At 58.6% G+C, this 25,752-nt stretch carries 18 protein-coding genes and 2 tRNA genes; 15 read left to right on the top strand and 5 right to left on the bottom strand.

Going from position 1 to position 25,752, the window contains the following annotated elements:
- Positions 1-153 precede the first annotated feature (153 nt).
- The 3 genes from CFN46_RS06935 (at position 154) to CFN46_RS06925 (ending at position 3,975) form a co-directional block, all read left to right on the top strand.
- On the top strand, positions 154-708 hold the full coding sequence (locus CFN46_RS06935; protein WP_024951911.1) for a carboxymuconolactone decarboxylase family protein: 555 nt from the start codon (positions 154-156) through the stop codon (positions 706-708).
- Positions 709-1,538: 830 nt separating this feature from the next.
- Positions 1,539-2,600 carry a magnesium/cobalt transporter CorA gene (gene corA / locus CFN46_RS06930; RefSeq protein WP_024951910.1) on the top strand — a complete coding sequence of 354 codons (1,062 nt, stop codon included), beginning with the start codon at positions 1,539-1,541 and terminating at the stop codon, positions 2,598-2,600.
- Positions 2,601-3,075: 475 nt separating this feature from the next.
- Positions 3,076-3,975, top strand: coding sequence for a LysR family transcriptional regulator (locus CFN46_RS06925; RefSeq protein ID WP_024951909.1), 900 nt, complete (start codon positions 3,076-3,078; stop codon positions 3,973-3,975).
- A gap of 37 nt (positions 3,976-4,012) precedes the next feature.
- Here CFN46_RS06925 and CFN46_RS06920 read toward each other — a convergent pair whose 3' ends face one another.
- The 3 genes from CFN46_RS06920 to cydD are packed head-to-tail and all read right to left on the bottom strand — an operon-like array spanning position 4,013 to position 8,628.
- Positions 4,013-4,858, bottom strand: coding sequence for an SDR family NAD(P)-dependent oxidoreductase (locus tag CFN46_RS06920; RefSeq protein WP_088743104.1), 846 nt, complete (start codon positions 4,856-4,858; stop codon positions 4,013-4,015).
- A gap of 30 nt (positions 4,859-4,888) precedes the next feature.
- Complete coding sequence (cydC, locus tag CFN46_RS06915) at positions 4,889-6,736, bottom strand: thiol reductant ABC exporter subunit CydC (RefSeq protein WP_088743103.1); 1,848 nt, start codon at positions 6,734-6,736, stop codon at positions 4,889-4,891.
- Positions 6,733-8,628, bottom strand: a complete 1,896-nt coding sequence (gene cydD, locus CFN46_RS06910) for a thiol reductant ABC exporter subunit CydD (RefSeq protein WP_088743102.1) — start codon at positions 8,626-8,628, stop codon at positions 6,733-6,735. Before cydD ends, cydC begins: the two co-directional genes overlap by 4 nt.
- Before the next feature lie 252 nt (positions 8,629-8,880).
- Between cydD and gltX the strand changes: the two genes are divergently transcribed.
- From gltX to CFN46_RS06895, 3 genes are all read left to right on the top strand, one after another.
- Positions 8,881-10,356, top strand: coding sequence for a glutamate--tRNA ligase (gene gltX / locus CFN46_RS06905; protein ID WP_024951905.1), 1,476 nt, complete (start codon positions 8,881-8,883; stop codon positions 10,354-10,356).
- A 138-nt stretch (positions 10,357-10,494) separates the two neighbouring features.
- A tRNA-Ala gene (locus tag CFN46_RS06900) sits at positions 10,495-10,570 on the top strand.
- A gap of 18 nt (positions 10,571-10,588) precedes the next feature.
- Positions 10,589-10,664 (top strand) — tRNA-Glu (locus CFN46_RS06895).
- A gap of 574 nt (positions 10,665-11,238) precedes the next feature.
- Here the strand turns inward: CFN46_RS06895 and CFN46_RS06890 are convergent.
- The gene (locus CFN46_RS06890; protein ID WP_088743101.1) at positions 11,239-12,126 is read right to left on the bottom strand and encodes an NAD(P)-dependent oxidoreductase; all 888 of its coding nucleotides are present in this window, start codon (positions 12,124-12,126) and stop codon (positions 11,239-11,241) included.
- Positions 12,127-12,320: 194 nt separating this feature from the next.
- Positions 12,321-13,607, bottom strand: coding sequence for a citrate synthase (gene gltA / locus CFN46_RS06885; RefSeq protein WP_024952447.1), 1,287 nt, complete (start codon positions 13,605-13,607; stop codon positions 12,321-12,323).
- 391 nt (positions 13,608-13,998) lie between these two features.
- On the opposite strand from gltA, the gene sdhC reads away from it, so the two are divergent.
- From sdhC to sucD, 9 genes are all read left to right on the top strand, one after another.
- On the top strand, positions 13,999-14,376 hold the full coding sequence (gene sdhC / locus CFN46_RS06880) for a succinate dehydrogenase, cytochrome b556 subunit (RefSeq protein WP_024952446.1): 378 nt from the start codon (positions 13,999-14,001) through the stop codon (positions 14,374-14,376).
- Entirely contained in the window at positions 14,370-14,717 is a 348-nt protein-coding gene (gene sdhD / locus CFN46_RS06875; protein WP_024952445.1) for a succinate dehydrogenase, hydrophobic membrane anchor protein, read from the top strand. Before sdhC ends, sdhD begins: the two co-directional genes overlap by 7 nt.
- Positions 14,718-14,720: 3 nt before the next feature.
- Positions 14,721-16,493, top strand: a complete 1,773-nt coding sequence (sdhA, locus tag CFN46_RS06870) for a succinate dehydrogenase flavoprotein subunit (protein ID WP_024952444.1) — start codon at positions 14,721-14,723, stop codon at positions 16,491-16,493.
- A gap of 82 nt (positions 16,494-16,575) precedes the next feature.
- Positions 16,576-17,280 (top strand): succinate dehydrogenase iron-sulfur subunit, encoded by a 705-nt coding sequence (locus CFN46_RS06865; RefSeq protein ID WP_024952443.1) that lies wholly within the window; start codon positions 16,576-16,578, stop codon positions 17,278-17,280.
- Positions 17,281-17,508: 228 nt separating this feature from the next.
- Positions 17,509-20,343: a 2-oxoglutarate dehydrogenase E1 component gene (locus CFN46_RS06860; protein WP_024952442.1), complete on the top strand. Its 2,835-nt coding sequence runs from the start codon at positions 17,509-17,511 to the stop codon at positions 20,341-20,343.
- Between the two features lie 50 nt (positions 20,344-20,393).
- Positions 20,394-21,977, top strand: coding sequence for a 2-oxoglutarate dehydrogenase complex dihydrolipoyllysine-residue succinyltransferase (gene odhB, locus CFN46_RS06855; RefSeq protein ID WP_024952441.1), 1,584 nt, complete (start codon positions 20,394-20,396; stop codon positions 21,975-21,977).
- A 114-nt stretch (positions 21,978-22,091) separates the two neighbouring features.
- Positions 22,092-23,531 carry a dihydrolipoyl dehydrogenase gene (gene lpdA, locus CFN46_RS06850; protein ID WP_024952440.1) on the top strand — a complete coding sequence of 480 codons (1,440 nt, stop codon included), beginning with the start codon at positions 22,092-22,094 and terminating at the stop codon, positions 23,529-23,531.
- A gap of 107 nt (positions 23,532-23,638) precedes the next feature.
- Positions 23,639-24,805 (top strand): ADP-forming succinate--CoA ligase subunit beta, encoded by a 1,167-nt coding sequence (gene sucC / locus CFN46_RS06845; protein WP_088743100.1) that lies wholly within the window; start codon positions 23,639-23,641, stop codon positions 24,803-24,805.
- Entirely contained in the window at positions 24,805-25,677 is an 873-nt protein-coding gene (sucD, locus tag CFN46_RS06840) for a succinate--CoA ligase subunit alpha (protein WP_088743099.1), read from the top strand. Before sucC ends, sucD begins: the two co-directional genes overlap by 1 nt.
- Positions 25,678-25,752 lie beyond the last annotated feature (75 nt).

Here is a 25,752-nt window from a genome sequence, read left to right as displayed (position 1 = left end):
ACGGTTTTACATGACATTTCTGCTCACCGCAGGCACTGAATTTTCAGCGACTGAAGCTTGAATGGCTGAAGCGTGACCTGATCATGACAGCATTATTCCGTGGCGCATTTGCCAACTGCATAGCGCCGACTGTTTACATAAGAAGGAGTCACCATGACTGATTTCACACTGTATACCGCTGACAACGCCCCGCAGGATAGCAAGCCGCTGCTCGACAATTCCGTCAAGGAATTCGGCATGATTCCGGGTCTGCACGCCGTGATGGCTGAAGCGCCGGGCCTGCTGGAAGGCTATCAGGTACTGCATCAGCTATTCCTCGACAGCAGCTTCGATGATGAAGAAACCACCGTTGTGTGGCAGACCATCAACGTCGAGCACAACTGCCACTATTGCGTACCGGCACACACCGGCATCGCCAAGGCCATGAAGGTTGATGACGCCATCACTGAAGCGCTGCGTAACGAGACTCCGCTGCCGACCGAGCGTCTGGAAGCCCTGCGGACGTTTACATTGGCCGTCGTGCGTGAACGCGGCTTCGTCGAAGATGCCACCGTGCAAACCTTCCTCGATGCTGGCTACACCAAGCGCAATGTGTTGGAAGTGATTCTGGGTCTGTCCCAGAAGGTGATGAGCAACTACACCAATCACCTGGCCAATACGCCGATCGATGCGCCGTTCAAGAACTTCGAATGGCACAAGCAGGGCTGAGAACCGGCGTGATAAGCGCCTGAGTATCTGAAAGGGGCAAGACTTGATCTGCGTCATTGATGCTAATGAAAATATTTCTCATTAGTATTGACGGACGTGGCGACGCGTCCTACTCTGGGGTCATCGCTTCCCCGCCATGGGTAGCGGTGTCCCGGTCAGCGGAGTCAGGCCCCTTTCCGGGAGGCTTCTCATCAGACTATTTACGGTCCTTGCTAGCGGCTCCCATTGGGGGCCGTTTTTTTATGCACATAAAAAAGACGCCTCCCACGCGTAAGCGAAGGAGGCGTCTGGAAGCACCGTCCACCAACAATGTCTCGTACTGCGTTAAGACATCATTGCTGAGTGATGCTTCGTGCCCCGCCAAAGTTGGATGTCAGGTCCGTGGCGGGTATCTCATCAGGCCAGTCACGACCCTGATATTCTGTGGCGGCATGATACGTCAGCCTGCCGAGAGAGGCCAGCGCTGGTAAACAGGTAAACGCTACATCAATGCTAATGAAAATATTTCTCATTAGTATTGACGGCTCGGCAGGGAAGGCATACTCTCAATTCATCGCTTCCCGCCATGGAATGCGGTAGCCAGAACAGCGGAGTCAGGCCCCTGTTCAGGTTTCTCCTCATCAAGCTAGTCACGGTCTTTGGGCGACTCTTTGAGTCGCCTTTTTCGTGTGCGTTTTTCACACGCCACGTTCATTCGTCCAGCGCATCCGTATTCGCATACTTCTCGTTTAGAATGGCCTCATCGTATGCGTGAGCTGACAGCGACTGCCTGTCGATACGCTTTCATGCCAGTTCGGTATTTCCGTCTGCTTTTTATACAGGATGCCATCATGATTACGCTTTATCGCCTCCACGACGATGGCCGCCTGCGGGGAGAGCACATTGTGCTGCCTGAGCGAGAGGCCGGGCAGGTAAGCACTGCCCCGCGGCTTGCTGATAGCCATGAAGAAGCCAGTGAGTTGCATGCGACGCAGTTGCTCAATGATGACTTGGCACCGCCAATACTGGTGCGCAGCGATGTGCTGTGGATTGACCTCTGTCAGCCTGATGAGCAGGAGCAAGCCTGGGTAAGCGAGCAGTTCACCGTTGCGTTGCCTGAGCTTGAGGAGATTGAAGAGATTGAATCCTCATCGCGCTTCTATCTGGCTGGCGATGGAATTCATCTGGTGTCGTTGTTTCCGCATCGTCGCGGGCGCGAGCCGAAGACCGTCAATATCGCCTTCCATTTACACGGTCGCCAGCTGATCAGCATGCGCTATGAAGATATCGGCCTGTTGCGGTTGTTCCGCAATCATCTGCGTCGCCAGCGCTTGAGTCCTGAAGATGGTTGGGAAGTGCTATTGGCGCTGCTGGCAATGAAGGTCGACTACCTGGCGGATGAGGTGGAGGACATCTACCGTGCGCTGGAAGTGCTGGGTCAGCAGGCTGTGCGGCCGCAAGCACTGGAAGACACGTTGCATGGCATCCTGTTGCAGGAGCGCTATAACGACAAGGTGCGCCAGTCATTGCTCGACAGTCAGCGTCTGCTGCGTCAGCTGACGCGCCATCTGCCAGCTTCACCGCGCCACAAGGGTCGTCGGCAGGAGATTCGCGACATGCTGCGCGATATCGACTCACTCAATCCGCACACCACCTTCATCTTCGAGAAGGTCAACTTCCTGCTCGATGCCTCGATCGGTTTCACCAATCTCGATCAGAGTCGCATCATCAAGATCTTCTCGGTCGCGGCCGTCGTCTTCATGCCGCCGACACTGATCGCCAGTATTTACGGGATGAACTTCCAGTGGATGCCGGAGTTGGATAAAGACTGGGGCTATCCTTTTGCGCTGGTCTTGATGGCAGCGTCTGCGCTGTCGACCTATCTGTTCTTCAAGTGGAAGAAGTGGCTGTAGGCACAAGATGATCACGATGGGCTAGGGTGACGCATAAAACGGTGGCGTATAAAAAAGCGCCTGGAGTCGAGTGACCGCCAGACGCGCAATAAACGTGCATTACAACACTGAAGATCGCCACCGAGGCCCGGGATGGGCCGACAGCGAAACCGCGCGTGGGGGCGTCGCCATGCTGGCCAGTCACCGAGACCCGGTGGGATGAGCAGTGCAACTACCTGAGCGCGAACCTGAACGACCTGACTGCGCCACGCAGGTCAGGTCATCCACGGTTTAGTCCGGAAGCAGGTAATCGATGCCGCGACATACCTGCTCCCGCATGTTCGAGGCCTCATTATAGAGGTCTTCGCTTTGGAGAATAAGCGCGTACAATCGAAAACTAGGGTTTCCAATATGGAAACTTTTGGCATTGACGTCCGTGCGACACGCCCATTCGCTAAGTGCCCATGATAATTCTGAATTCGGTGATGGAGATTGAATGGCAACTCTTGATGCCTTGCGTGTATTTGTTGAGGTAGTGCGCGTGTCCAGTTTTACGGCGGCGGCACGACGACTGGGGATTTCCAAGTCGCTGGCCTCCAAGCGAGTCGCGGCGCTGGAGGCGGAATTGGGTGTGAGTCTGATCAACCGCTCCACTCGCAAGCTGCACCTCACCGAAGCGGGGCGGATTTATTACGAGCACGGTCTGCGCATCCGTGAGGAGCTGGAGTCCGCTGAAGCGCGAGTGCAGTCAGTCACTTCGCAGCCGATGGGTCAGCTGAAGGTGTCGGCGCAGGTGTCGTTTGGCTTCATGTATCTGGCCGAACCAACGACGGCCTTCATGCGCCGCTATCCTGATGTCAGTGTCGAGATTCTGCTCGAGGATCAGCGTTTCGAGCCGATTGATGAATCGGTTGATCTGGCGATTCGCATGGGGCCGTTACCGGATTCTTCGATGGTGTCGCGGCCGCTGTGCAAGGTGGTCTACGGACTGTTTGCCGCACCGGATTATCTGGCGCGCGTCAATGCACCGCCGGTACAGCCGCAGGACATTCGCGCCTTTGATACCATCTTCTACGGCAACTATGACCTGGGCGCGCACTGGCGTTTCACGCTCAATGGTCAGCCTTTCGATGTCGAGCCGGAATCGCGGCTGGTGATCAACAACCTGCTCGGCGTGGTGGAAGCCGCCAAGGCTGGTTTCGGATTGGCTTATCTGCCGACCTTTGCTGCTCGCTCTGCCGTTGCGAGCGGCGAACTGGTACCGCTGCTGCAGCCCTACTGGAATGAGCACGGCTCGATGGTGGTGCTGTTTCGCTCGCGCAAGTACCTGCCTGACAAGACGCGTATCTATCTCGATTTCATCACTGACTGGTTCCGCGAGCATCTTCAGCTCTAGCGCTAAAGGGGCCCATCAAAGCGGCCCATCAGTGTAATTACCACGCGATTGGCTTGCCGGCCCAGTCATGGAAACCGCCACTAACCTCTGGCGACAGCTCACCGGCGACCGTCAGTAGACGCCGTGCCACGAAACCTGCGCTGAACAACTTTCCGGCTGGTACGCGTGCCTGAAAGGGCGCGGAAAGTCCGGTGTCGGTCGTGCCCGGATGCAGCGCTACCAACAAGGCCTCGGGATTGCGCCGGGCGATCTCGATGGCAGCGGTGTGCAGCAGCATGTTGTGGCTGGCCTTGCTGGCGCGATAGGCATACCAGCCACCGCTGCGGTTGTCGGAAATCGAGCCGACACGGGCCGATAACGATGCGAAGATCAGCGGCGTCCGGCGGCGCAGGCGTGGTGCGAGCAGGCTCAACAACAGCGCTGGCACGAAGGCATTGACTTGATGCACGCGTATCAGCGCTGACATGTCGAGATCTTCCAGCCGCTTTTCTGGCCACAGCTCGCTCTCTTCATCGTGTAGCAGGCCCATCGCATTGAGCGTCAGGGCAGGTGGCTGCCCCTGTTGCTGCTCATCATCCAGCGTTGCTGCCAACCACTTGCCAAGCGCCGCCATGCCGTCATCGGTGGTGAGGTCGACGTCCAATGTCATCAGCGCAGGATGACGTGGCAGGCGTGATGTGTCGCGGCCTACCGCTAGCACGCGCGCGCAACGCGAGTGCGCCAGTAGTTCCTCTACCATCGCCTGCCCGATACCGCCGCTGGCACCGATCACCAGTGCGCTGAAGCCCGCAGGCAGACGCGCGAAAACATCCTGTGCTAACGGCTGGTCTTCACGCGCGCTGTTGTCTGTTGTTGACGCTGTCGCCAGTTCTGTCGTCGCCATGCCTGGGCTCCTGTGACGCAAGGAAGGGGGTTAGGCACGTGCCATCAGGCGCGCCAATCGAGAGTCTGCCGTCAACGTGGTCGGCGTGGCATCCTCTTTCAAGTGGCCTTCTTCCAGCAGTGCCAGACGCGCAAAGCGTTCAAGCCCCAGCGGTTGATGGGTAATCATGATCAGGCTGCGCCCATCACAGGCGGCGAGAATCGCCGTCATTACTTGCTCGGCGCTGGCGCGGTCCAGTCCTTCGCACGGCTCATCCAGTAGCACGATAGGGGCGGGAGAAAGCAGCGCACGCGCTACCCCAAAGCGTCTGAGCTGCCCACCGGACAGCGAACGCCCCCCTTCATCAGGGAAGCTGGCAAGACCTTTCGGCTGTCGAGCCAACCACTCCCCAAGGCCGAGGCTTTCGAGCAGCGCGATCAAGGTGGCGTCGCTGGCCGTAGGATCGGCCAGGCGTAGATTGTCGGCGAAGCTGGCACAGAACAGATGCGTGTCCTGCGGGCAAACGGCAAAGCTTGCGCGCAAGGTGCTTTCTTCCAGCGATTCCAGCGGGACGCCGCCGAGTGTGATGCTGCCGGATGCCGGGGCATGAAAACGACTCAGCACATCCAGCAGGGTGCTCTTGCCGCTGCCGGAGGGGCCGAGCAGCGCCAGATGCTCGCCTGAGGCGAGGGACAGCGAGACACTGTCGAGTACCGTAGTCTCGCCGTGGCGAACGCTGAGCTGTTGGAGTGCAAGGTCATGCCCGTCAGGTGTCTGTACGCTCTGCCCGACAGGAAATTGTGGCGCTGGCGTATTGGCTTGCACGCGATTGAGGCGCGACGCCGCCGACAGGCAGCGGCCCAGCCCTTGCCAGGCAAGTGGCAACGGAGCGAGCGCCTCGAAAGCGCCCAGCACCGCGAGCAGAAACAGTGCCAGCAGGCGTCCGTCGAGGGCAGATTCACCCGCTGTCACGGCACTGGCTGAGGGAGACATTTGCATCACGCCGAGCAACGCGATGGCGGCCAGTGTCAGGCCGAGCAGTGTGTGGCTCAGCCAGTTGGCGAATGCCTGACGTCGTGCCTGCGCCAGCTCGATGTGGTCTCGCGTGGCTTGTTGCTCGGCTAGTCCGCTCAGCTCACTTGCCCAGCGGCCATAGATGACCAGCTCACCCAGGCCATGCAGGCGTTCCAGTAGGCGCGCTCGCAGCTGGCTGGCAGACGCCTGATGGCGCATGGCGTCACCGCTGCCGCGCCACCAGGCAAGCCAGGGCACCAGTCCGCCGGTCAGTGTCAGTCCGATGATCGCGACCGCTGCCAGTAGCGGTGCAAAGATGCCAATCAGCGTTCCCGCCGCCAATACGGCACACAGTGCGACCAGCGAGGGGATCAAGACGCGCACATAGAGGCTGTCGAGCGCATCGACATCCGCACCCAGACGCGTCATCAGCTCTCCTTGCCCAGCGTGTTGCAGCGCGGCCGGTGATAGCGGTTCGATGGCCTCGAACAGGCGCCGACGCAGACTGGCCAGCAGACGTAGCGTGCCTTCGTGTGTGGTGAGGCGTTCACCGTAACGCCCGGCGGTGCGTGCCAGTGCCAAGCCACGCACACCCGCGGCAGGCGTGAAGAAGTTGAATGCCTGAGTCGCGGCAACGCTCAAGCCGGCCACGGCCGTAGCCGACAGGAACCAGCCGGAGAGCGCAAGTAGTCCGGTGGCCGCCAATAGGGTGATCAGCGCCAGCAGGGCACCAACCCCTAGCCAGCCACGGTGCTCACGCATCAGTGCAAGGTAGGGGCGCAGCTCACGCAGGGCGGGGCGCTTTTCTACGCGAGGTACTGCTTGAGGCCCCGCATGAGACCCTGCATGAGGTTCTGAACGGAGGGAGTCTGATGAGGGCTTCATGACTCACCTCGTGTCGCGGTATCGTCCAGCGGACGGTCTTCGACCAGCCGACCGTCATCGAGTCTGAGCAGGCGTTGGCACAGCGGCAATAGCTCTGGTCGATGGGTCAACAGTAGCAGGGTGCGGTTCTCGCCCAGACGCTTCAGCGCTGTGATGACGCGCGCTTCACTCTCGGCATCAAGACTGGCCGTTGGCTCGTCCAGCAGCACCAACGGAGCGTCATGGAGGAAGGCGCGTGCCAGCGAAAGGCGGCGTGCCTGTCCACCGGACAGTGGCTGGCCACCTTCGCCCAATCGTGTCGCCAGCCCGTCAGGCAGGCTGTGCAGCCATTCCAGCAGATCAGCATTGCCTAGCGCGTCTTCAAGCTCGCAGTCATTGGCGTGAGGATGCGCGATGCGTAGATTGTCAGCCAGCGTCCCTGACAGGATGACGGTGTCCTGCCCGACCCAGGTGATCATGCCGGCAGGCAAGCCATGACTGAGCGGATGGCCATTGAGATACAGCAGGCCATCATTGGCGCTGACGAACCCCAGCAGCAGATTGAGTAGCGTCGACTTTCCCGAGCCGGAAGCCCCGGTAATGGCGATGTGCTCTCCGGCGTTGATGTGCAGCGACAGCGGGCCGAGTGCGGGAGTGCTATCAGGATACTGGCTCGGGTAGCGCACGGCGATGTCTTCCAGCGTCAGGTGTTGCAGGCCAAGATGGCTTGAGGCGACGCTCGTCTCCTGATGGGTTGCCGCGACAGTGCCGTCGATCTCAGTGTTCTCCCGATCCGCGAGTGGCGAGTTGCCCAGGATGGGCGCGAGATCCGTCGCCGCCGCTTCTGCCTCGGCCTTGGCGTGATAGTGCACGCCAAGCTCGCGCAATGGCTGATAGAACTCGGGGGCCAACACCAGAATGAACAACGCCGTTTCCAGATCAAGCGGCGAATCGCCCCAGGTGCCGAACTGCAAGTGGCCGAGGAAGTGGAAGCCCAGATAGACCGCCAGCAGCGCAATCGATACCGCCGTGAAGAACTCCAACACCGTCGAGGACAGGAAGGCGAGGCGCAATACCCGCATGGTGCGCTTGCGGAAGGCGTGGCTGACCGCTTCGACCTGTGGGCCGCGCCGCGCGGCGCCGAACAGCTTCAATGTCTTGAGGCCGGTGAGCAGATCCATGAAGTGGCGACCCATGCGGTCCATCTCCTGAAATTGCTCCTCGGAGCGCTTGCGGGCCGCGATACCGACCAGAATCATGAAGATCGGCACCAGTGGGGCAGTGACGGCCAGAATCAGACCTGCCGCCCAGTTGAGCGGGAAGACCACCAGCAGCAGCAATAGCGGTATCAGGCCTGCCAAGCGCGTCTGCGGCCGGAAATCGGCGTAATAGCTGTGCAGGGATTCGACTTGATCCCAGACACGATTGGCAAGGCTGGCACGATGCTGACGGCGCACCCAGAGAGGGCCGAGCTCAGCGAAGCGCTCCAGTAGACGCTCACGCAGGCGTCGGCGAATGCTCTGGCTGGCGCGCGTACCGGCATAACCACGCAAGCCGCTCAGTGCGCCGCGCAGTGAAAGACTGACCACGAGTACGCCAATCGCGGGCCACAATGCTTCGAGTCCGGCCTTGTCGATAGCCACACCTTGCGCCAGATGCGCGATAGCCCACGCCTGTGCCAATAGCACGAGCGTCGAGAGTAGCGCACACAGAATGGCGAGCTGTGGCCAGCGACCACCGCCCTTGGCCAGCGTTTCTAGCCAGCGGCGCGCAACGAAGTCTGCTGGAGGCGTAGTGGCTTGATGGTGGACTTCAACCTGTGGACGTAGTGTCGAGGCTGATTGAGTCATGTCCGAGGTGGGCGTGACTGAAGGGTTCAAGGTGTTGTCAGGAGAAGCGGCGGATCGAGTCATTCTGGCTCCTGCCGAGGAAAGGGGCAGAGGGGAATCGGGAGAGCACGATACCAGGCTGTCACCGGTGTTGATGAGCCAGGTGTCAGCTGAGGCACCCTCAGCTTACCGCCGTGAGGGTGGCGGTACACGGTGACGCACTGTCGCACATCTTCACCTTGCGTATAATATGGCCCCAGTGCGTACTGCCTACGGCAGTACCGTTGATCATCCCGGAACGCTTCCCGATACTCTTCTCGAATTACTGGACTCCACATGACTGTTCGTACGCGCATCGCGCCGTCTCCGACTGGCGATCCCCATGTCGGCACCGCCTACATCGCCCTGTTCAACCAGTGCTTCGCCCGTCAGCACGGCGGCGAGTTCATCCTGCGTATCGAAGATACCGATCAAACGCGCTCTACCGGCGAATCCGAGCAGATGATTCTCGACTCCTTGCGCTGGTTGGGCATTGAGTGGTCTGAAGGTCCCGATGTCGGCGGTCCGCATGGCCCGTACCGTCAAAGCGAGCGTGGCGATATCTATGCCAAGCATTGCCAGCAGCTACTGGATGCCGGCCACGCCTTCAAGTGTTACCGCACCAGCGAAGAGCTGGATGAGCTGCGTGACTCCCGCAAGGCCGAAGGTCTGCACATGGCGCTCAAGCCGTCTGATCTCGCCTTGCCGGCAGAAGAGGTCGCACGACGTGAAGCGGCGGGCGCGCCCTTCGTCATCCGCATGAATGTGCCGGAAACCGGTACCTGCGTGGTCAAGGACATGCTGCGCGGTGAGATTGAAGTGGAATGGGCGCAGGTGGATGCGCAGATTCTGCTCAAGTCCGATGGCATGCCGACCTACCACCTGGCCAACGTGGTGGATGATCACCTGATGGAGATCACCCACGTGATGCGCGGTGAGGAGTGGATCAACTCCGCCCCCAAGCATCAGCTGCTGTATGAGTACTTCGGTTGGCAGATGCCGGAACTGTGTCACATGCCGCTGCTGCGTAATCCGGACAAGACCAAGCTGTCCAAGCGCAAGAATCCGACGTCTATTCTTTACTACCGTCGCATGGGGTATCTGCCGGCAGCCGTGATCAACTACCTCGGTCGTCTTGGCTGGTCCATGCCGGATGAGCGCGAAAAGTTCACGTTGAGCGAAATGCAGGAGCACTTCGATATCCAGCGTGTCTCCCTTGGCGGCCCGGTATTTGATGTCGAGAAGCTCAGCTGGCTCAACGGTCTGTACATTCGTGATCTCACGGAAGACGAGCTGCTGAGCGAACTGCGTCAGTGGGCGTTCAATGAGAGTTACGTCAAGCAGATTCTGCCGGAAGTGAAGCCGCGTATCGAGACGCTGTCCGAGGCGATTCCATTGGCCGGTCACTTCTTCTCTGGCTTGCCGGCCATCACGCCACAAGACTTCGTCAAGTCCAAGCTGGAAGGTGAAGATCTCGTGCGTCAGATGCAGTTCCTGACTTGGAAGCTCGAGAACCTGTCCACCTGGGACAAGGAACATCTGCTGGCGGAAGTGAAGCTGCTATCGACTCACTTCGAGCTCAAGATGAAGGACTTCCTGGCACCGGTCTTCGTCGCCGTGACAGGCTCCGCGACTTCTACCTCAGTCATGGATGCGATGGTCATTCTGGGCTCTGACATGACGCGTGCACGTCTGCGTCACGCCGTGGCGGTGCTGGGTGGTGTCTCGAAGAAAGCGGCCAAGCGCTTCGAAAAGGAATATCGCGACCTGTAATGGACAGGCGTGATCATGCATCACGCCATCGAGATGGATCGCTCATTCACGGGCTGCGGGTAGTGCGATAAAAGTATTGGCGAGAACGATTGACGAGAACGAGGCTAGTCAGTAAGATACGCCTCGTTCTTGAGAGACGGGGCCTTAGCTCAGCTGGGAGAGCGCAACACTGGCAGTGTTGAGGTCAGCGGTTCGATCCCGCTAGGCTCCACCAAGTTTCTCAAGCAACTGCGTCCCATTCGTCTAGTGGTCTAGGACACCGCCCTTTCACGGCGGTAACAGGGGTTCGAACCCCCTATGGGACGCCACTCTTCAGACATTGCGAGTCACCTTTCTGGTCTCGTGAAGTCAATAAAAAAGCACACCTTGCGGGGTGTGTTTTTTTTGTCCCTGATTCTCGCTTATACACACTCGGTGTGTGGGCGAAAAGGCATGTTATCCCCAAGTCGCCCTTGACAGACCTTGTGTCTTGTCCACTGTTCGGGCGTTGCGTTAAAACCTCTGTCATTGTTCTTCAAAGTGCAGCCGTCATGGCTTGTACTTACGTTGCGTTGCCAAAATTTTCTTTTATATCAACAAGTTATGAGGTGGTTAAAAATTGTGCAATCTGTTGGTAAGCCTGCTGTCATGCAGGTTTAGCGTGATTGTCTAAGGGTTATCAACGAGGTTATCCACAGATAGTGTGGAAAAACATGACGGGTCCAGCTTCTATCAGTGTTGTTGCAATGCCGCATAAAAAAACGCCCTGTCTGACCGTCAATTTGACGTTGGACAGGGCGTTTTTTTGTGTCTGTAATTTCGTCCGTGGATGCTGCTGCCTTTAGCGATAAAATTGAGGTGCACTCAAGTGGCTAGAAGTGCAGGTGGGGCATCAGTCACAAGTCACTTGTCCAGGCGCTTGAGTAGCGAAGAAGTATCCCAGCGACCGCCTTCCATCTTCTGTACATCGGCATAGAACTGATCGACCAGTGCAGTGACAGGCAGAGTGGCATCGATACGACGTGCTTCTTCCAGGCAGATGCCCAGGTCCTTGCGCATCCAGTCGACGGCAAAGCCGTGCGCGTACTCACCCTTGATCATGGTGGCGTGGCGATTATCCATCTGCCAGGAGCCTGCTGCACCCTTGGATATCACCTCGATGACGGCTTCGCGATCCAGTCCGGCCTGTTCAGCAAAATGCAGACCTTCGGAGAGTGCCTGCACCAGTCCGGCGATACAGATCTGATTGACCATCTTGGTGGTCTGGCCAGCACCGGTTTCGCCGATGCGCTTTATCATGCGGCCGTAATGCGCCAGCACAGGCTCTGCTTTCGCGTAATCGTCCTGATCGCCGCCACACATGATGGTCAGCACGCCGTTGATGGCGCCCTGCTGGCCACCAGAGACGGGTGCGTCCACGAAGCCGACCGAGTGATCGCGTGCCGCTACGGCGAGCTCGCGGGCGAGATCAGCGCTGGCGGTGGTGTGATCTACCAGCAGGCTGCCGGCAGACATGCCTGCCAGTACGCCATCAGCACCGAGAGTGACGCTGCGCACGTCATCGTCATTGCCTACGCACATCAGCACGATGTCAGCGCCCTGAGCAGCCTCCCGTGGGGTCGCGTGATGGCTGCCGCCATGCGTTTCGCACCACTGCTCGGCACGGGCGCGAGTACGGTTGTAGACACGGACGTCGAGACCTGCGGCGGCAAGGTGTCCGGCCATGGGGTTGCCCATGACGCCGAGACCGATGAAGGCGGCTGTGTGTGGTGTTTTTGTATCAGCTGACATGTGAAAGGGCTCCAGGCTAGGGTGAGTACAGCTATGACAAGCAAGGCCAAAATCGATGACGTAGAGCTACGCTAGCACGTCCCGCAGTGTTCATGGATAGTCTATCGGTCTCGAATGCGAGGGGCGGGTCCCGATTATCAGGCACAAAAAAACCGCCTCGTGAGAGACGGTTTCTGGAGTGGCGCTCGCGGGTCTTACTTCGTCGGATAGTCGCGCTTCGGGTGGCCGGTATAGAGCTGGCGCGGACGGCCGATGCGATGACCGCCAGCAATCATCTCGTTCCAATGCGAAATCCAGCCAATGGTGCGGGACATCGCGAAGATGACCGTGAACATGTTGGTCGGGATGCCGATCGCCTTGAGGATGATGCCGGAATAGAAGTCGACGTTCGGGTACAGCTTGCGCTTGATGAAGTACTCGTCTTCCAGTGCGATCTGCTCCAGGCGCTTGGCAATCTTGAGTTGCGGATCATCCGCCATGCCCAGTTGCTCTAGCACCTGATCGCAGGTTGCTTTCATGACCTTGGCGCGCGGATCGAAGTTGCGATAGACGCGGTGACCGAAGCCCATCAGCTTGAACGGGTCTTCCTTGTCCTTGGCCTTGTCGATGAAGCGCTGGATGTTCTCTTCGGAGTCGTCACCGATCTCGTCGAGCATGGTCAGCACGGCTTCATTGGCACCACCGTGTGCCGGGCCCCACAGTGCAGCGATACCGGCGCTGATGCAGGCGAACGGATTGGCGCCGGTGGAACCGGCCAGACGTACGGTCGAGGTCGAGGCGTTCTGTTCGTGATCGGCGTGGAGCATGAAGATCGTGTCCATGGCTTCTGCGAACACCGGGTTGATCTTGTACTCCTCGCACGGATTGCCGAACATCATGTACAGGAAGTTCTCGCCGTAGGAGAGATCATTGCGCGGGTACATGAATGGTTGGCCGATGTTGTACTTGTGGCACATGGCCGCAAGGGTCGGCATCTTGGCGATCAAGCGCACGGCGCTGACGTAACGTTCTTTCTCGTTATTGATGTTCAGGTTGTCGTGATAGAAGGCGGCCAGGCCACCGACAACACCACACAGGATCGCCATCGGGTGAGCGTCACGACGGAAGCCCTTGAAGAAGTTGACGATCTGCTCGTGCACCATGGTGTGGTTACTGATCAGCTGAGCAAACTTGTCATATTCTTGCGTATTCGGAAGCTCTCCGAACAGTAGCAGGTAGCACAGCTCGATATAGTTGGAGCTGGCGGCCAGCTGGTCGATGGGATAGCCGCGGTGCAGCAGGATGCCATTCTGTCCATCAATGAACGTGATGGATGATTCACAGGCAGCTGTAGAGACGAAGCCCGGGTCGTAGGTAAACATGCCTTCGGCTGTCAGGCTACGGACATCGATGACGTCCTGGCCGAGCGTGCCGGAATAGACCGGAAATTCGATGACCTTGTCTATGCCATCTACTGTCAAATGTGCTTTCTTGTCAGTCATGCCGACCTCCTCATTTTTCGCGTAACTCTTTGACTTGCTTGCCATGCCGGGCTTGCATCAATCCCGCCCACTATAGAAGCCCTCGAAAGATTGTCAATTCACCACACGGCGTAGAGACGTGCGGTGCTACGCTGTGCATCAGATTTCCGACGTTTACCGACTGCATGGCGACAGGTCGCGACCTGATCACTGCATTTTGCGCAATCCGTAGTTGCGGTGCTGCGACGCAGCGTCATTTGTCATGCCAATGACCAACCCCTATAATCTACCGTCGCGCGACTGGCGGGATATTCGGCTCGGTACCGTGGATGGCCTGCGCCCGAGACCCTTCCTCAAACCACCGCCCCTACGGGCTTGCGTCCGTGTTGGGCCAAGAGAGTGTGTAAGAGCCGTGAATAGCAAACGACCCGTAAATCTCGATCTGACGACGATAAAGTTCCCTCTCCCTGCGCTTACCTCGATCGCTCACCGTATTACCGGTGTGATCCTGTTTGTCGGCCTGGTGTTCGCGCTGTGGGCACTTGATGCCTCGCTGTCCTCCCCGCAAGGGTTTGAGGCAGTGCGCGAGACCCTGGCAACCAATTTCCTGGCCAAGATTGTGGCTTGGGGCCTGCTGTCCGCCCTTGGTTTCCACTTCGTGGCAGGCATCAAGCATCTGCTGATGGACATGGATATTGGTGTCGAACTGGAAAGTGCTAATCGCAAAGCGCAGGTCACTGTCGTGATCAGTGCTGTTCTCGTGGTCCTGGCGGGAGTCTGGGTATGGTAAACAACATCACTAACTTCAGCCGCAGCGGCTTGTCCGACTGGGTGCTGCAGCGCGTATCCGCCGTTATTCTGGCGGTCTATTCCGTGTTCATGGTCGGCTATCTATTGCTGCACCCGAACCTCGACTACACCACCTGGAGTGGTCTGTTCGAGAATACGGCAATGCGCGTCTTCTCTCTGATGGCATTCATTGCGATTGCCGCACACGCCTGGATCGGTCTGTGGACCGTGGCGACTGATTACATGAAGCCGACAGCACTGCGTCTTGGTTTCCAGATTTTCGTCATCCTTGCGCTGTTTATCTTCTTGGTCTGGGGCGTTCAAGTCCTTTGGGGAGCCTGATACATGTCCACCATGCGTAGCCTGACATTCGACGCGATCATCATCGGCGGCGGCGGCGCTGGCCTGCGTGCCGGTCTCGAACTTTCCCAGTCCGGCAAGAAGACTGCCGTGCTGTCAAAGGTCTTCCCGACCCGCTCGCACACTGTTTCTGCTCAGGGCGGTATCACCTGTGCCATCGGCTCTGCTGATCCGAACGATGATTGGCGCTGGCACATGTATGACACCGTCAAGGGCGGCGATTATATCGCTGACCAGGATGCCGCTGAATATATGTGCACCGAAGGCCCGAAAGCGGTCTTCGAGCTTGAGCACATGGGCCTGCCGTTTTCCCGTTTCGACAACGGCCGCATCTATCAGCGTCCGTTCGGTGGCCAGTCCAAGGACTTCGGCAAGGGCGGCCAGGCAGCACGGACGTGCGCTGCAGCTGACCGTACCGGTCACGCACTGTTGCACACCCTGTATCAGGCCAACCTGAAAAACGGCACCGTCTTCCTCGACGAGTGGTACGCCATCGATCTGGTCAAGAATGCCAACGATGACGTCGTCGGCGTGATTGCGTTGTGCATCGAGACTGGCGAGACCGTGATCGTCAAATCCAAGGCCACTGTACTGGCCACCGGTGGCGCAGGTCGTATCTACGCTTCCACCACCAACGCCTTGATCAATACTGGTGACGGTATTGGCATGGCACTGCGTGCTGGCCTGCCGGTTCAGGACATGGAAATGTGGCAGTTCCACCCGACCGGTATTCACGGTGCGGGCGTGCTGGTCACTGAAGGCTGTCGTGGTGAAGGCGGCTATCTGGTCAACAAGGATGGCGAGCGCTTCATGGAGCGTTACGCGCCGAATGCCAAGGACCTTGCGGGTCGTGACGTCGTCGCGCGCTCCATGGTGCTTGAGATCCTTGAAGGCCGTGGTTGTGGTGAGAATGGCGATCACGTCTTCCTGAAGCTGGATCACCTCGGTGAGGAAGTGCTGAACAAGCGCCTGCCGGGTATCTCCGAGCTGTCCAAGACCTTCGCGCACGTCGACCCGACCAACGCCCCGATTCCTGTCGTGCCGACCTGCCACTACATGATGGGTGGCATCGCCACCAACGTGCATGGTCAGGCCATCGCGCAGGATGACAGCGGCAATGATCACATCGTCAACGGCCTTTATGCCGTCGGCGAAGTGGCCTGTGTGTCCGTTCACGGTGCTAACCGTCTGGGTGGCAACTCGCTGTTGGATCTGGTGGTCTTCGGTCGCGCAGCAGGCAAGTACATCGAAAGCGCCCTGAACGAAGGCATCGAGTATCTCGAGCCGACTCAGGCTGACATCGATACTGCGCTGGTGCGTCTGAACCGCTGGAATGAGTCTGACAGTGGCGAGTCCGTGCCGGAACTCAAGCGTGAACTGCAGCAGATCATGCAGAACTCCTTCGGCGTCTTCCGTCAGGAAGACAAGATGGAAGAAGGCGTCCAGCAGCTGTCTGAGCTACGTGAACGTATCGCCAAGGCAGGCCTGTCCGACAAGTCTCAGGTCTTCAATACCGCGCGTATCGAAGCACTGGAACTGGACAACCTGATGGAAGTGGCCGAAGCCACTGCGATTGCGGCCCTGGCCCGCAAGGAAAGTCGTGGTGCTCACTCCCGTTATGACTTCCCGGATCGTGATGACGTGAACTGGCTGAAGCACTCCATGTTCTTCCCGCGTGATAAGCGCGTCGGCAAGCGTGACGTGAACTTCGCACCGAAGACCGTCGAGCGTTTCGAGCCGAAGATTCGTACCTACTGAGTTCAGTGCCTGCTGAGTTCGTGTTCATCAGGTACGTACCGGCTAATGCCCGTACCGATACAGTTTGCCCGGAGGGGAAACCATGCTTCAGGTATCCATATACCGCTACAACCCTGAAACCGATTCTGCGCCGTACATGCAGGAGTTTCAGGTAGACACCCAAGGTCGTGACCTGATGGTGTTGAATGTGATGGAAATGCTCAAGGAACAGGACAGCTCGCTGGCCTATCGTCGCAGCTGCCGTGAAGGCGTCTGCGGTTCTGACGGTATGAACATGAATGGCAAGAACGGTCTGACCTGTGTCACCGCATTGTCTGAAGTGGTCAAGGACAACAAGCTGGTGCTACGCCCGTTGCCGGGTCTGCCGGTCGTGCGTGACCTCGTCGTTGATATGAGCCTGTTCTACAAGCAGTACGAGCGTATTCAGCCGTACCTGCTCAATGATACGCCGGCGCCAGCCATTGAGCGTCTGCAGTCTCCGGAAGACCGTGACAAGCTCGACGGTCTTTACGAGTGCATTCTGTGTGCATGCTGCTCGACTGCCTGCCCGTCTTTCTGGTGGAATCCGGACAAGTTCGTGGGGCCGAGTGGTTTGTTGCAGGCCTATCGCTTCCTGGCCGACTCTCGTGACACGGCGACAGAGGAGCGTCTATCGGAACTTGACGATCCGTTCTCCGTATTCCGTTGCCGTGGAATCATGAACTGTGTCGCGGTTTGCCCGAAAGGACTGAACCCGACACGTGCCATCGGCAAGATTCGTGAGCTTTTGCTGGCAAACGCCACTTAAAAGCTGAGCGTTAGCTTGTTATGATTGCACGTCAGCTGCGGCGAGGTGTCACACCTTGTCATGGCGCACAGCTTGCTGGAGCCGGTGCCTTGTGCACCGGCTTTTGACGATAAAAGAAGACTCAGATGGTGAAGGCCACGATGGCTTCGTCATACAGGGCATAATCGAGTGACGCCGACAGCGTATGTCAGGCGCCTACCCCACCCCATCAGTCAGGGTGACCGAGAGATGCAAGAAGGCACAATGGAGTTGATGTGGCGCACTTCCCATATGAGCGGGGGGAATGTCCACTACGTAGAAGATCTCTACGAGCGTTATCTTGTCGATCCCAATGCGGTGACCGACGAGTGGCGCAACTACTTTGACACTCTGCCGCGTCATGACGGCAGCCCCTCCCAGGATGTTCCGCTAGCGCCTATCCGTGAGCAATTTTACGAGATGGGTCGCACCAGTCGCCGCCCGGCGACTGTCGCGGCGGGCGAAAGCAATGAGAACAAGAAACAGGTTCGTGTTCTCCAGCTGATCAATGCCTACCGTTTCCGTGGCCATCAGAAGGCGGATATCGATCCCCTTGGTCTACGTAAGCCGGCACCGATCCCCGATCTTGAGCTTTCCTTCCATCAGCTGTCCGCAGCTGACATGGATGTCGAGTTCCAGACCGGTTCGCTGTTTCTGGGCAAGGAAGTCGCACCGCTCAAGGAAATTCACGCCGCGCTGGAGCAGACATACTGCCGCAGCATCGGCGCCGAATTCATGCACATCGTCAACACGGAAGAGAAGCGTTGGCTGCAACAGCGTTTCGAATCCGTGCGCTCCAAGCCGAACTTCTCACGCGATGTCCGTCACCATGTCCTTGAGCGTCTGACAGCAGCAGAAGGCCTCGAGACCTATTTGGCGAGCAAGTATCCGGGTACCAAGCGCTTTGGTCTGGAAGGGGGTGAGTCCTTCATTCCGATGATGGATGAGCTGATCCAGCGCAGTGGCAAGTACGGTACCAAGGAAGTCGTGATTGGCATGGCCCACCGCGGTCGCCTCAATCTCTTGATCAACCTGCTGGGCAAGAGCCCGTCCGAGCTGATCGAGGAATTCGACGGCAAGAAGCAGATTGCCAAGGGCTCCGGCGACGTCAAGTATCACCAGGGCTTCAGCTCGAATGTCATGACACCGGGCGGCGAAGTCCACCTGGCGCTGGCATTCAACCCGTCTCACCTGGAGATCGTCTCTCCGGTGGTCGAAGGTTCCGTGCGGGCGCGTCAGGATCGTCGTGAAGACACCGAAGGCGATACCGTATTGCCGATTTCCATCCACGGTGACGCAGCGTTTGCGGGCCAGGGCGTGGTGATGGAAACCTTCCAGATGTCTCAGACTCGCGCCTACAAGACAGGCGGAACGCTACATCTCGTCATCAACAACCAGGTGGGCTTCACCACCTCGCGTGAAGATGATGCGCGCTCCAGCGAATACTGCACTGACATCGCCAAGATGGTTCAAGCGCCGATTATTCACGTCAATGGTGATGATCCGGACGCGGTGCTGCATGCGGCTCAGGTCGCTATCGACTACCGTCAGCAGTTCAAGCGCGATGTCGTGCTTGATCTCGTCTGCTACCGCAAGCGTGGCCACAACGAAGCTGATGAGCCCTCCGGCACTCAGCCGCTGATGTACGCCAAGATCAAGACCCAGAAGACTGCCCGCGAGCTGTATGCTGCACGGCTGGTAGAAGAAGGCGTGTTGACGGCGGAAGAGACTCAGCATCTGGTTGATCAGTATCGTGCTGATCTTGATGCAGGCAATCACGTTGCCAATGCGCTGGTGAAGCAGCCGAACACAGGGCTGTTTGTTGACTGGGCACCGTATCTTGGCCACGAATGGACCGGCGATGCTGATACCTCGATGGACATGAAGCACCTGCAGGCGCTTGCACAGAAGATGTGTGAAGTGCCAGATGGTATTTCGGTTCAGCGTCAGGTCAACAAGATCTACGAAGACCGCCGCAAGATGGCTGCCGGTGGAATGCCGATCAACTGGGGCTTTGCTGAAACACTGTCCTACGCGACGCTGGTCGATGGCGATAACCCGGTACGGATTACGGGTCAGGATGTGGGACGCGGTACCTTCTCACACCGTCATGCCGTCATTCACAACCAGAAAGATGGCAACATCTGGGTTCCGCTGCAGCACATCAAGGATGGTCAGGCGACATTCACCATCCATGACTCCTACCTCTCCGAGGAAGCGGTGCTGGCCTTCGAATATGGCTACTCCACCACCATGCCGACGGCACTGGTGATCTGGGAAGCCCAGTTCGGTGACTTCGCCAACGGCGCACAGGTGGTGATGGACCAATTCATCTCCTCCGGTGAGAGCAAGTGGGGCCGCCTGTGCGGTCTGACGATGCTGCTGCCGCATGGCTATGAAGGTCAGGGACCGGAGCACAGCTCCGCACGTCTCGAGCGCTACCTCCAGTTGTGCGCTGAGCACAACATGCAGGTCTGCATGCCGACCACACCGGCGCAGATCTATCATCTGCTACGTCGTCAGGTGATTCGCCCGCTGCGCAAGCCGCTGGTCGTGCTGACACCCAAGTCGCTACTGCGTCATAAAGAAGCGACCTCTACCCTTGACGAGCTGGCCGGTGGCCGCTTCGAAATGGTACTGGCCGACAAGGGCAATCTTGAAGCTTCCAAGGTCAAGCGCGTCGTACTGTGTGCAGGCAAGGTCTATTACGACCTGGCTGGCTACCGTGCCGAGCAGGGCCGTGAAGATGTCGCCGTCATCCGCGTTGAGCAGCTGTATCCCTTCCCGAAGGAAGAGCTACAGGCCGCCATCGCCGACTATGAAAATCTCGAGCAGGTGATGTGGTGTCAGGAAGAACCGCTTAACCAGGGCGCTTGGTATCAGAGTCAGCACCACATGCGTCAGGTCGCTGACCAGCATCATCAGGGGCTCGGCATGAGCCTGGCCTTTGCCGGACGCCCGGCCTCTGCGGCACCTGCCGCGGGCTACATGTCCGTTCATAACGAGCAGCAGCGCCAGCTGGTCGACGACGCCTTCAACAAGTAAGGCATTCGACCCGCAAGGGCACCGAGAGAGAATTGAGTTAAGGAACTCCAATGGCTATCGATATCAAAGCGCCGTCTTTTCCGGAATCTGTCGCCGAAGGCACTGTGGCGACCTGGCACAAGCAGCCCGGCGACAGCGTCGAGCGTGACGAGCTGATCGTCGAGATCGAAACTGACAAGGTCGTGCTGGAAGTCGTGGCACCGCAGGCCGGTACCTTGGGCGAGATCAAGGTTCAGGAAGGCGATACCTGCGAATCTGAACAGGTGCTGGGCTCCATCGGTGATGCCGCTGCATCTTCCGAGAGCAAGAAAGACAGCAAGGAAGCGCCTGCCGCTGACAGCAAGTCCGAGAGCAAGCCTACCGCTGACAGCAAGGCCGAAAGCAAGCCGGCCGCTGGTGGTAAAGGCGAGACGCTTGAAGTCAAGGCGCCGAGCTTCCCGGAATCTGTTGCTGAAGGCACCGTGGCGACCTGGCACAAGAAGGTCGGTGAAGCCTGCGAGCGCGACGAGTTGATCGTCGAGATCGAGACTGACAAGGTCGTGCTGGAAGTCGTGGCTCCGGCTGCTGGCACCCTGAGCGAGATCAAGGTTCAGGAAGGCGATACCTGCGAATCAGAAGCTGTGCTGGCACTGTTCAGCGCTGGTGCTTCCGGTGCCGCTGCTCCGGAAACTGACAGCAGTGACAACGACTCCGCGTCTGATGAAGGCAAGGACGAGAAGGTCGGTGACAAGATCCTCGCGCCGGCCGCTCGCAAGATGGTTGCCGAGCACGATCTGGACATCAACAAGCTGGTCGGTACTGGCAAGGGCGGTCGTGTCTCGAAAGAAGACGTGGCCAAGGCGGTCAAGGAAGGCACTGCAGCCAAGTCTGCTGCCAAGCCTGCTGCCGCACCGAAGGCCGCTGCACCGAAGGCTGCTCCAGCCTTTGAAGGCGAGCGTCCCGAGAAGCGTGTGCCGATGAGCCGCATGCGTCAGACCATCGCCAAGCGTCTGGTCACGGCTCAGCAGACCGCTGCGATGCTGACCACGTATAACGAAGTGGACATGACGGCTGTCATGGAGCTGCGCAAGCAGTACAAGGACACCTTCCAGAAGGTGCACGACACCAAGCTTGGCTTCATGGGCTTCTTCGTCAAGGCATGTACCGAAGCGCTCAAGCGTTTCCCGGACGTCAATGCCTCCATCGACGGCACCGACATCGTCTATCACGGTTACCAGGATATCGGCATCGCCGTCTCCTCTGACCGTGGCCTGGTCGTGCCGGTGCTGCGTGATACCGACAGCATGAAGCTCGCCGATGTCGAAAAGACCATCGTTGGCTACGGCCAGCGTGCACGCGCCGGCAAGCTGGGTATCGATGAGATGCAGGGCGGTACCTTCACCATTACCAATGGCGGTACCTTCGGTTCTCTGATGTCCACGCCGATCCTGAATCCGCCGCAGACCGCTATCCTGGGCATGCACAAGATTCAGGAACGTCCGATGGCCGTGAACGGTCAGGTTGTCATCCGTCCGATGATGTATCTGGCACTGTCCTACGACCACCGCATGATCGACGGCAAGGATGCAGTCCAGTTCCTCGTCGCCATCAAGGACCTGCTGGAAGATCCAGCACGCTTCCTGCTCGACGTCTGAGACTGTAACGCCTTACGCCTCTGACACTTTTGGAGGCGTGAGCGGCGCCAGTGGAAAGCATCACCCTCCGCTGGCGCCGCCAACCCGAATCGAACTGCACCAACAGGAAGAGACATGGCCGATAAATTTGATGTAATCGTCATTGGCGCTGGCCCTGGTGGCTATGTTGCCGCTATCCGCGCTGCTCAGCTGGGTCTGAAGACCGCCTGCGTCGAGAAGTGGGTGAACAAGGAAGGCAAGGTAGTTCACGGCGGCACCTGCCTGAACGTTGGCTGTATCCCGTCCAAGGCGCTACTGGAAACGTCGCACAAGTATGTTGAAGCGCGTGACCACTTCGCTGAGCTGGGTATCAAGGCCGACGGTGTCGAGATCGACGTGGCCAAGATGGTCGAGCGCAAGGCCGAGATCGTCAAGAACCTGACCGGCGGCATTTCTGGTCTGTTCAAGGCCAATGGCGTGACCGCGCTGGAAGGTACCGGCAAGGTGCTGCCCAACAAGCAGGTCGAAGTCACCGGTCACGACGGCGAGAAGGCGACCTACGACGCCGAGAACATCGTCATCGCGTCTGGCTCCGTGCCGGTCGAGATTCCGCCGACGCCGCTGACCGAAGGTCTGATCGTCGATTCCACTGGCGCGCTCGAGTTCAGTGAGGCGCCGAAGCGTCTGGGCGTGATTGGTGCCGGTGTCATCGGTCTGGAACTGGGTAGCGTATGGAGCCGTTGCGGCTCTGAAGTGACCGTGCTGGAAGCCGTTGATAGCTTCTTGCCGATGGTGGACGCTGCCGTCGCCAAGGAAGCTCAGAAACTGCTCAAGAAGCAGGGCATGGACATCAAGCTCGGTGCACGCGTGACGGGTTCCGATATCAAGGAAAACGAAGTTGTCGTCAAGTATACCGACGCCAACGGCGAGCAAGAACAGACTTTCGACAAGATTATCGTCGCTGTCGGCCGTCGTCCGTACACCCAGAGCCTTCTGGATGACGACGCCGGCGTGAAGTTGGACGAGCGTGGCTTCATCTATGTTGATGACCATTGCAGCACTAGCGTGCCGGGCGTTTACGCCATTGGTGACGTGGTGCGTGGCCCGATGCTGGCTCACAAGGCCTCCGAAGAGGGCGTGATGGTGGCTGATATCATCGCTGGCCATAAGGCCGAGATGAACTACGACGCCATCCCGAGCATCATCTACACCTTCCCGGAGGTGGCTTGGGTCGGCAAGACCGAGCAGCAGGCCAAGGCCGAAGGCATCGAAGTCAAGACCGGCAGCTTCCCGTTCGCGGCAAGCGGTCGTGCCATGGCTAACAATGCGACTGAAGGTCTAGCCAAGATCATTGCCGACGCTGAGACCGATCGCGTACTGGGTGTCCACATCATCGGCCAACACGCCGGTGAGCTGATTGCCCAGGGCGTGACCGCCCTCGAATTCGGTGCAAGCGCCGAAGACCTCGCGCTGATCTGCACGGCTCACCCGACGCTGTCGGAAGCCGTACACGAAGCCGCGCTGGCCGTTGACGGGCATGCGATTCATATCGCAAACCGCAAGAAGCGCAAGTAAGCGTCCTTCCGAACAAGAGGCGCCTCGCCCCGGCCAGGCCGGGGCGAACGGTGGCAGCCACACCTGTGGCTGTCGTTCGAGTCTAATGCAACCAATGGCATGACACGATGAACCTTCATGAATATCAGGCAAAACAACTGTTTGCCGACTATGGCCTGCCGGTGTCCAAGGGCTTTGCCGTTGACACCCCGGAAGACGCTGCTGAAGCGTGCAAGAAGATTGGCGGCGATAAGTGGGTCGTCAAGGCACAGGTCCACGCTGGTGGCCGCGGTAAGGCTGGTGGCGTCAAGCTGATCGAAAGCGCCCAAGCTGCTGCTGATTTTGCGACCCAGTGGCTCGGCAAGAACCTGGTGACTTACCAGACTGATGCAGATGGTCAGCCGGTCACCAAGATCTTGGTCGAGAACTGCACCGACATCGCCGAAGAGCTGTACCTCGGCGCTGTCGTTGACCGCACCACTCGTCGTATCGTCTTCATGGCATCGACTGAAGGTGGCGTGGAAATCGAGCAGGTTGCTGAAGAGACTCCGGAAAAGATCCTGAAAGCAGAGATCGATCCGCTGGTCGGCGCTCAGCCGTACCAGGCGCGTGAACTGGCCTTCAAGCTGGGTCTGAACGCAGTCCAGATCAAGCAGTTCACCAAGATCTTCCTCGGTCTGGCGAAGATGTTCGCTGACAAGGATTTCGCGCTGCTGGAAATCAACCCGCTGGTCATCACCGAAGAAGGCAATCTCCACTGCCTCGACGGCAAGATCAACATTGATGCCAACGCCGTCTACCGTCACCCGGACCTGCAGGCGATGCACGATCCGTCTCAGGAAGACGAGCGTGAAGCGCATGCTGCCAAGTTCGAACTGAACTACGTTGCCCTCGACGGCAACATCGGCTGCATGGTCAACGGCGCAGGCTTGGCGATGGGCACCATGGACATCGTCAACCTGAACGGCGGCAAGCCGGCCAACTTCCTCGACGTGGGTGGCGGTGCTACCAAAGAACGCGTTGCTGAAGCATTCAAGATCATTCTCTCTGACCATAACGTCAAAGCTGTTCTCGTGAACATCTTCGGCGGTATCGTACGTTGCGACATGATCGCCGAGGGCATTATCGGTGCCGTCGAGCAGGTCGGTGTCAACGTGCCGGTCGTGGTGCGTCTGGAAGGTAACAACGCTGAACTCGGCGCCAAGAAGCTGGCCGAAAGCGGTCTGAATATCATCGCTGCTACCAGCCTGACTGACGCGGCGCAGCAGGTTGTCAAAGCTGCGGAGGGCAAGTAATGAGCATTTTGATCGACAAGAACACCAAGGTGATCTGCCAGGGCTTCACCGGCGGCCAGGGGACTTTCCACTCTGAGCAAGCCATCGCCTATGGTACGAAGATGGTCGGTGGTGTAACGCCGGGCAAGGGTGGCCAGACTCACCTGGGTCTGCCGGTGTTCAACACCGTGGCTGAAGCCGTGGCTGAAACTGGCGCTGAAGCGTCCGTCATCTACGTGCCAGCACCGTTCTGCAAGGATTCCATCCTTGAAGCGGCCAATGCAGGTATCAAGCTGATCGTCTGCATCACTGAAGGCGTGCCAACTCTCGACATGCTGGACGTCAAGGTCAAGTGCGACGAGCTGGGCGTGCGCGTCATTGGTCCGAACTGCCCGGGTGTCATCACTCCGGGTGAGTGCAAGATCGGTATCATGCCGGGCCACATCCACCTGCCGGGCAAGGTCGGTATCGTGTCGCGTTCTGGCACCCTGACCTATGAAGCCGTCAAGCAGACTACTGATCACGGTTTCGGCCAGTCCAGCTGTGTCGGTATCGGTGGCGACCCGATACCGGGTTCCAACTTCATCGACATCCTCGAGATGTTCGAGAAGGACCCGAAGACCGAAGCCATCGTCATGATCGGCGAGATCGGCGGTTCTGCTGAAGAAGAAGCAGCTGCCTATATCAAGGCGAACGTCACCAAGCCGGTCGTGTCCTACATCGCTGGTGTGACTGCGCCTCCGGGCAAGCGCATGGGCCATGCTGGCGCCATCATCTCTGGCGGCAAGGGTACTGCTGACGAGAAGTTCGCGGCACTGGAAGCTGCTGGCGTCAAGACTGTGCGTTCACTCGCGCAGATCGGCGATGCCATCAAGGAAGTCACTGGCTGGTAAGCCGTGATCTCCTGACAGCCGCAAGCCTTTGAGGCGTGCAGCATGTCACCAAAAGGGCAGGCCCATAGGGCCTGC

This window comes from Cobetia sp. QF-1 (assembly GCF_002213105.1).
GTDB lineage: Bacteria > Pseudomonadota > Gammaproteobacteria > Pseudomonadales > Halomonadaceae > Cobetia > Cobetia crustatorum.
The sequence above is the reverse complement of the archived record's forward strand: the minus strand, read 5'-3'. Positions and strand labels throughout refer to the sequence as shown.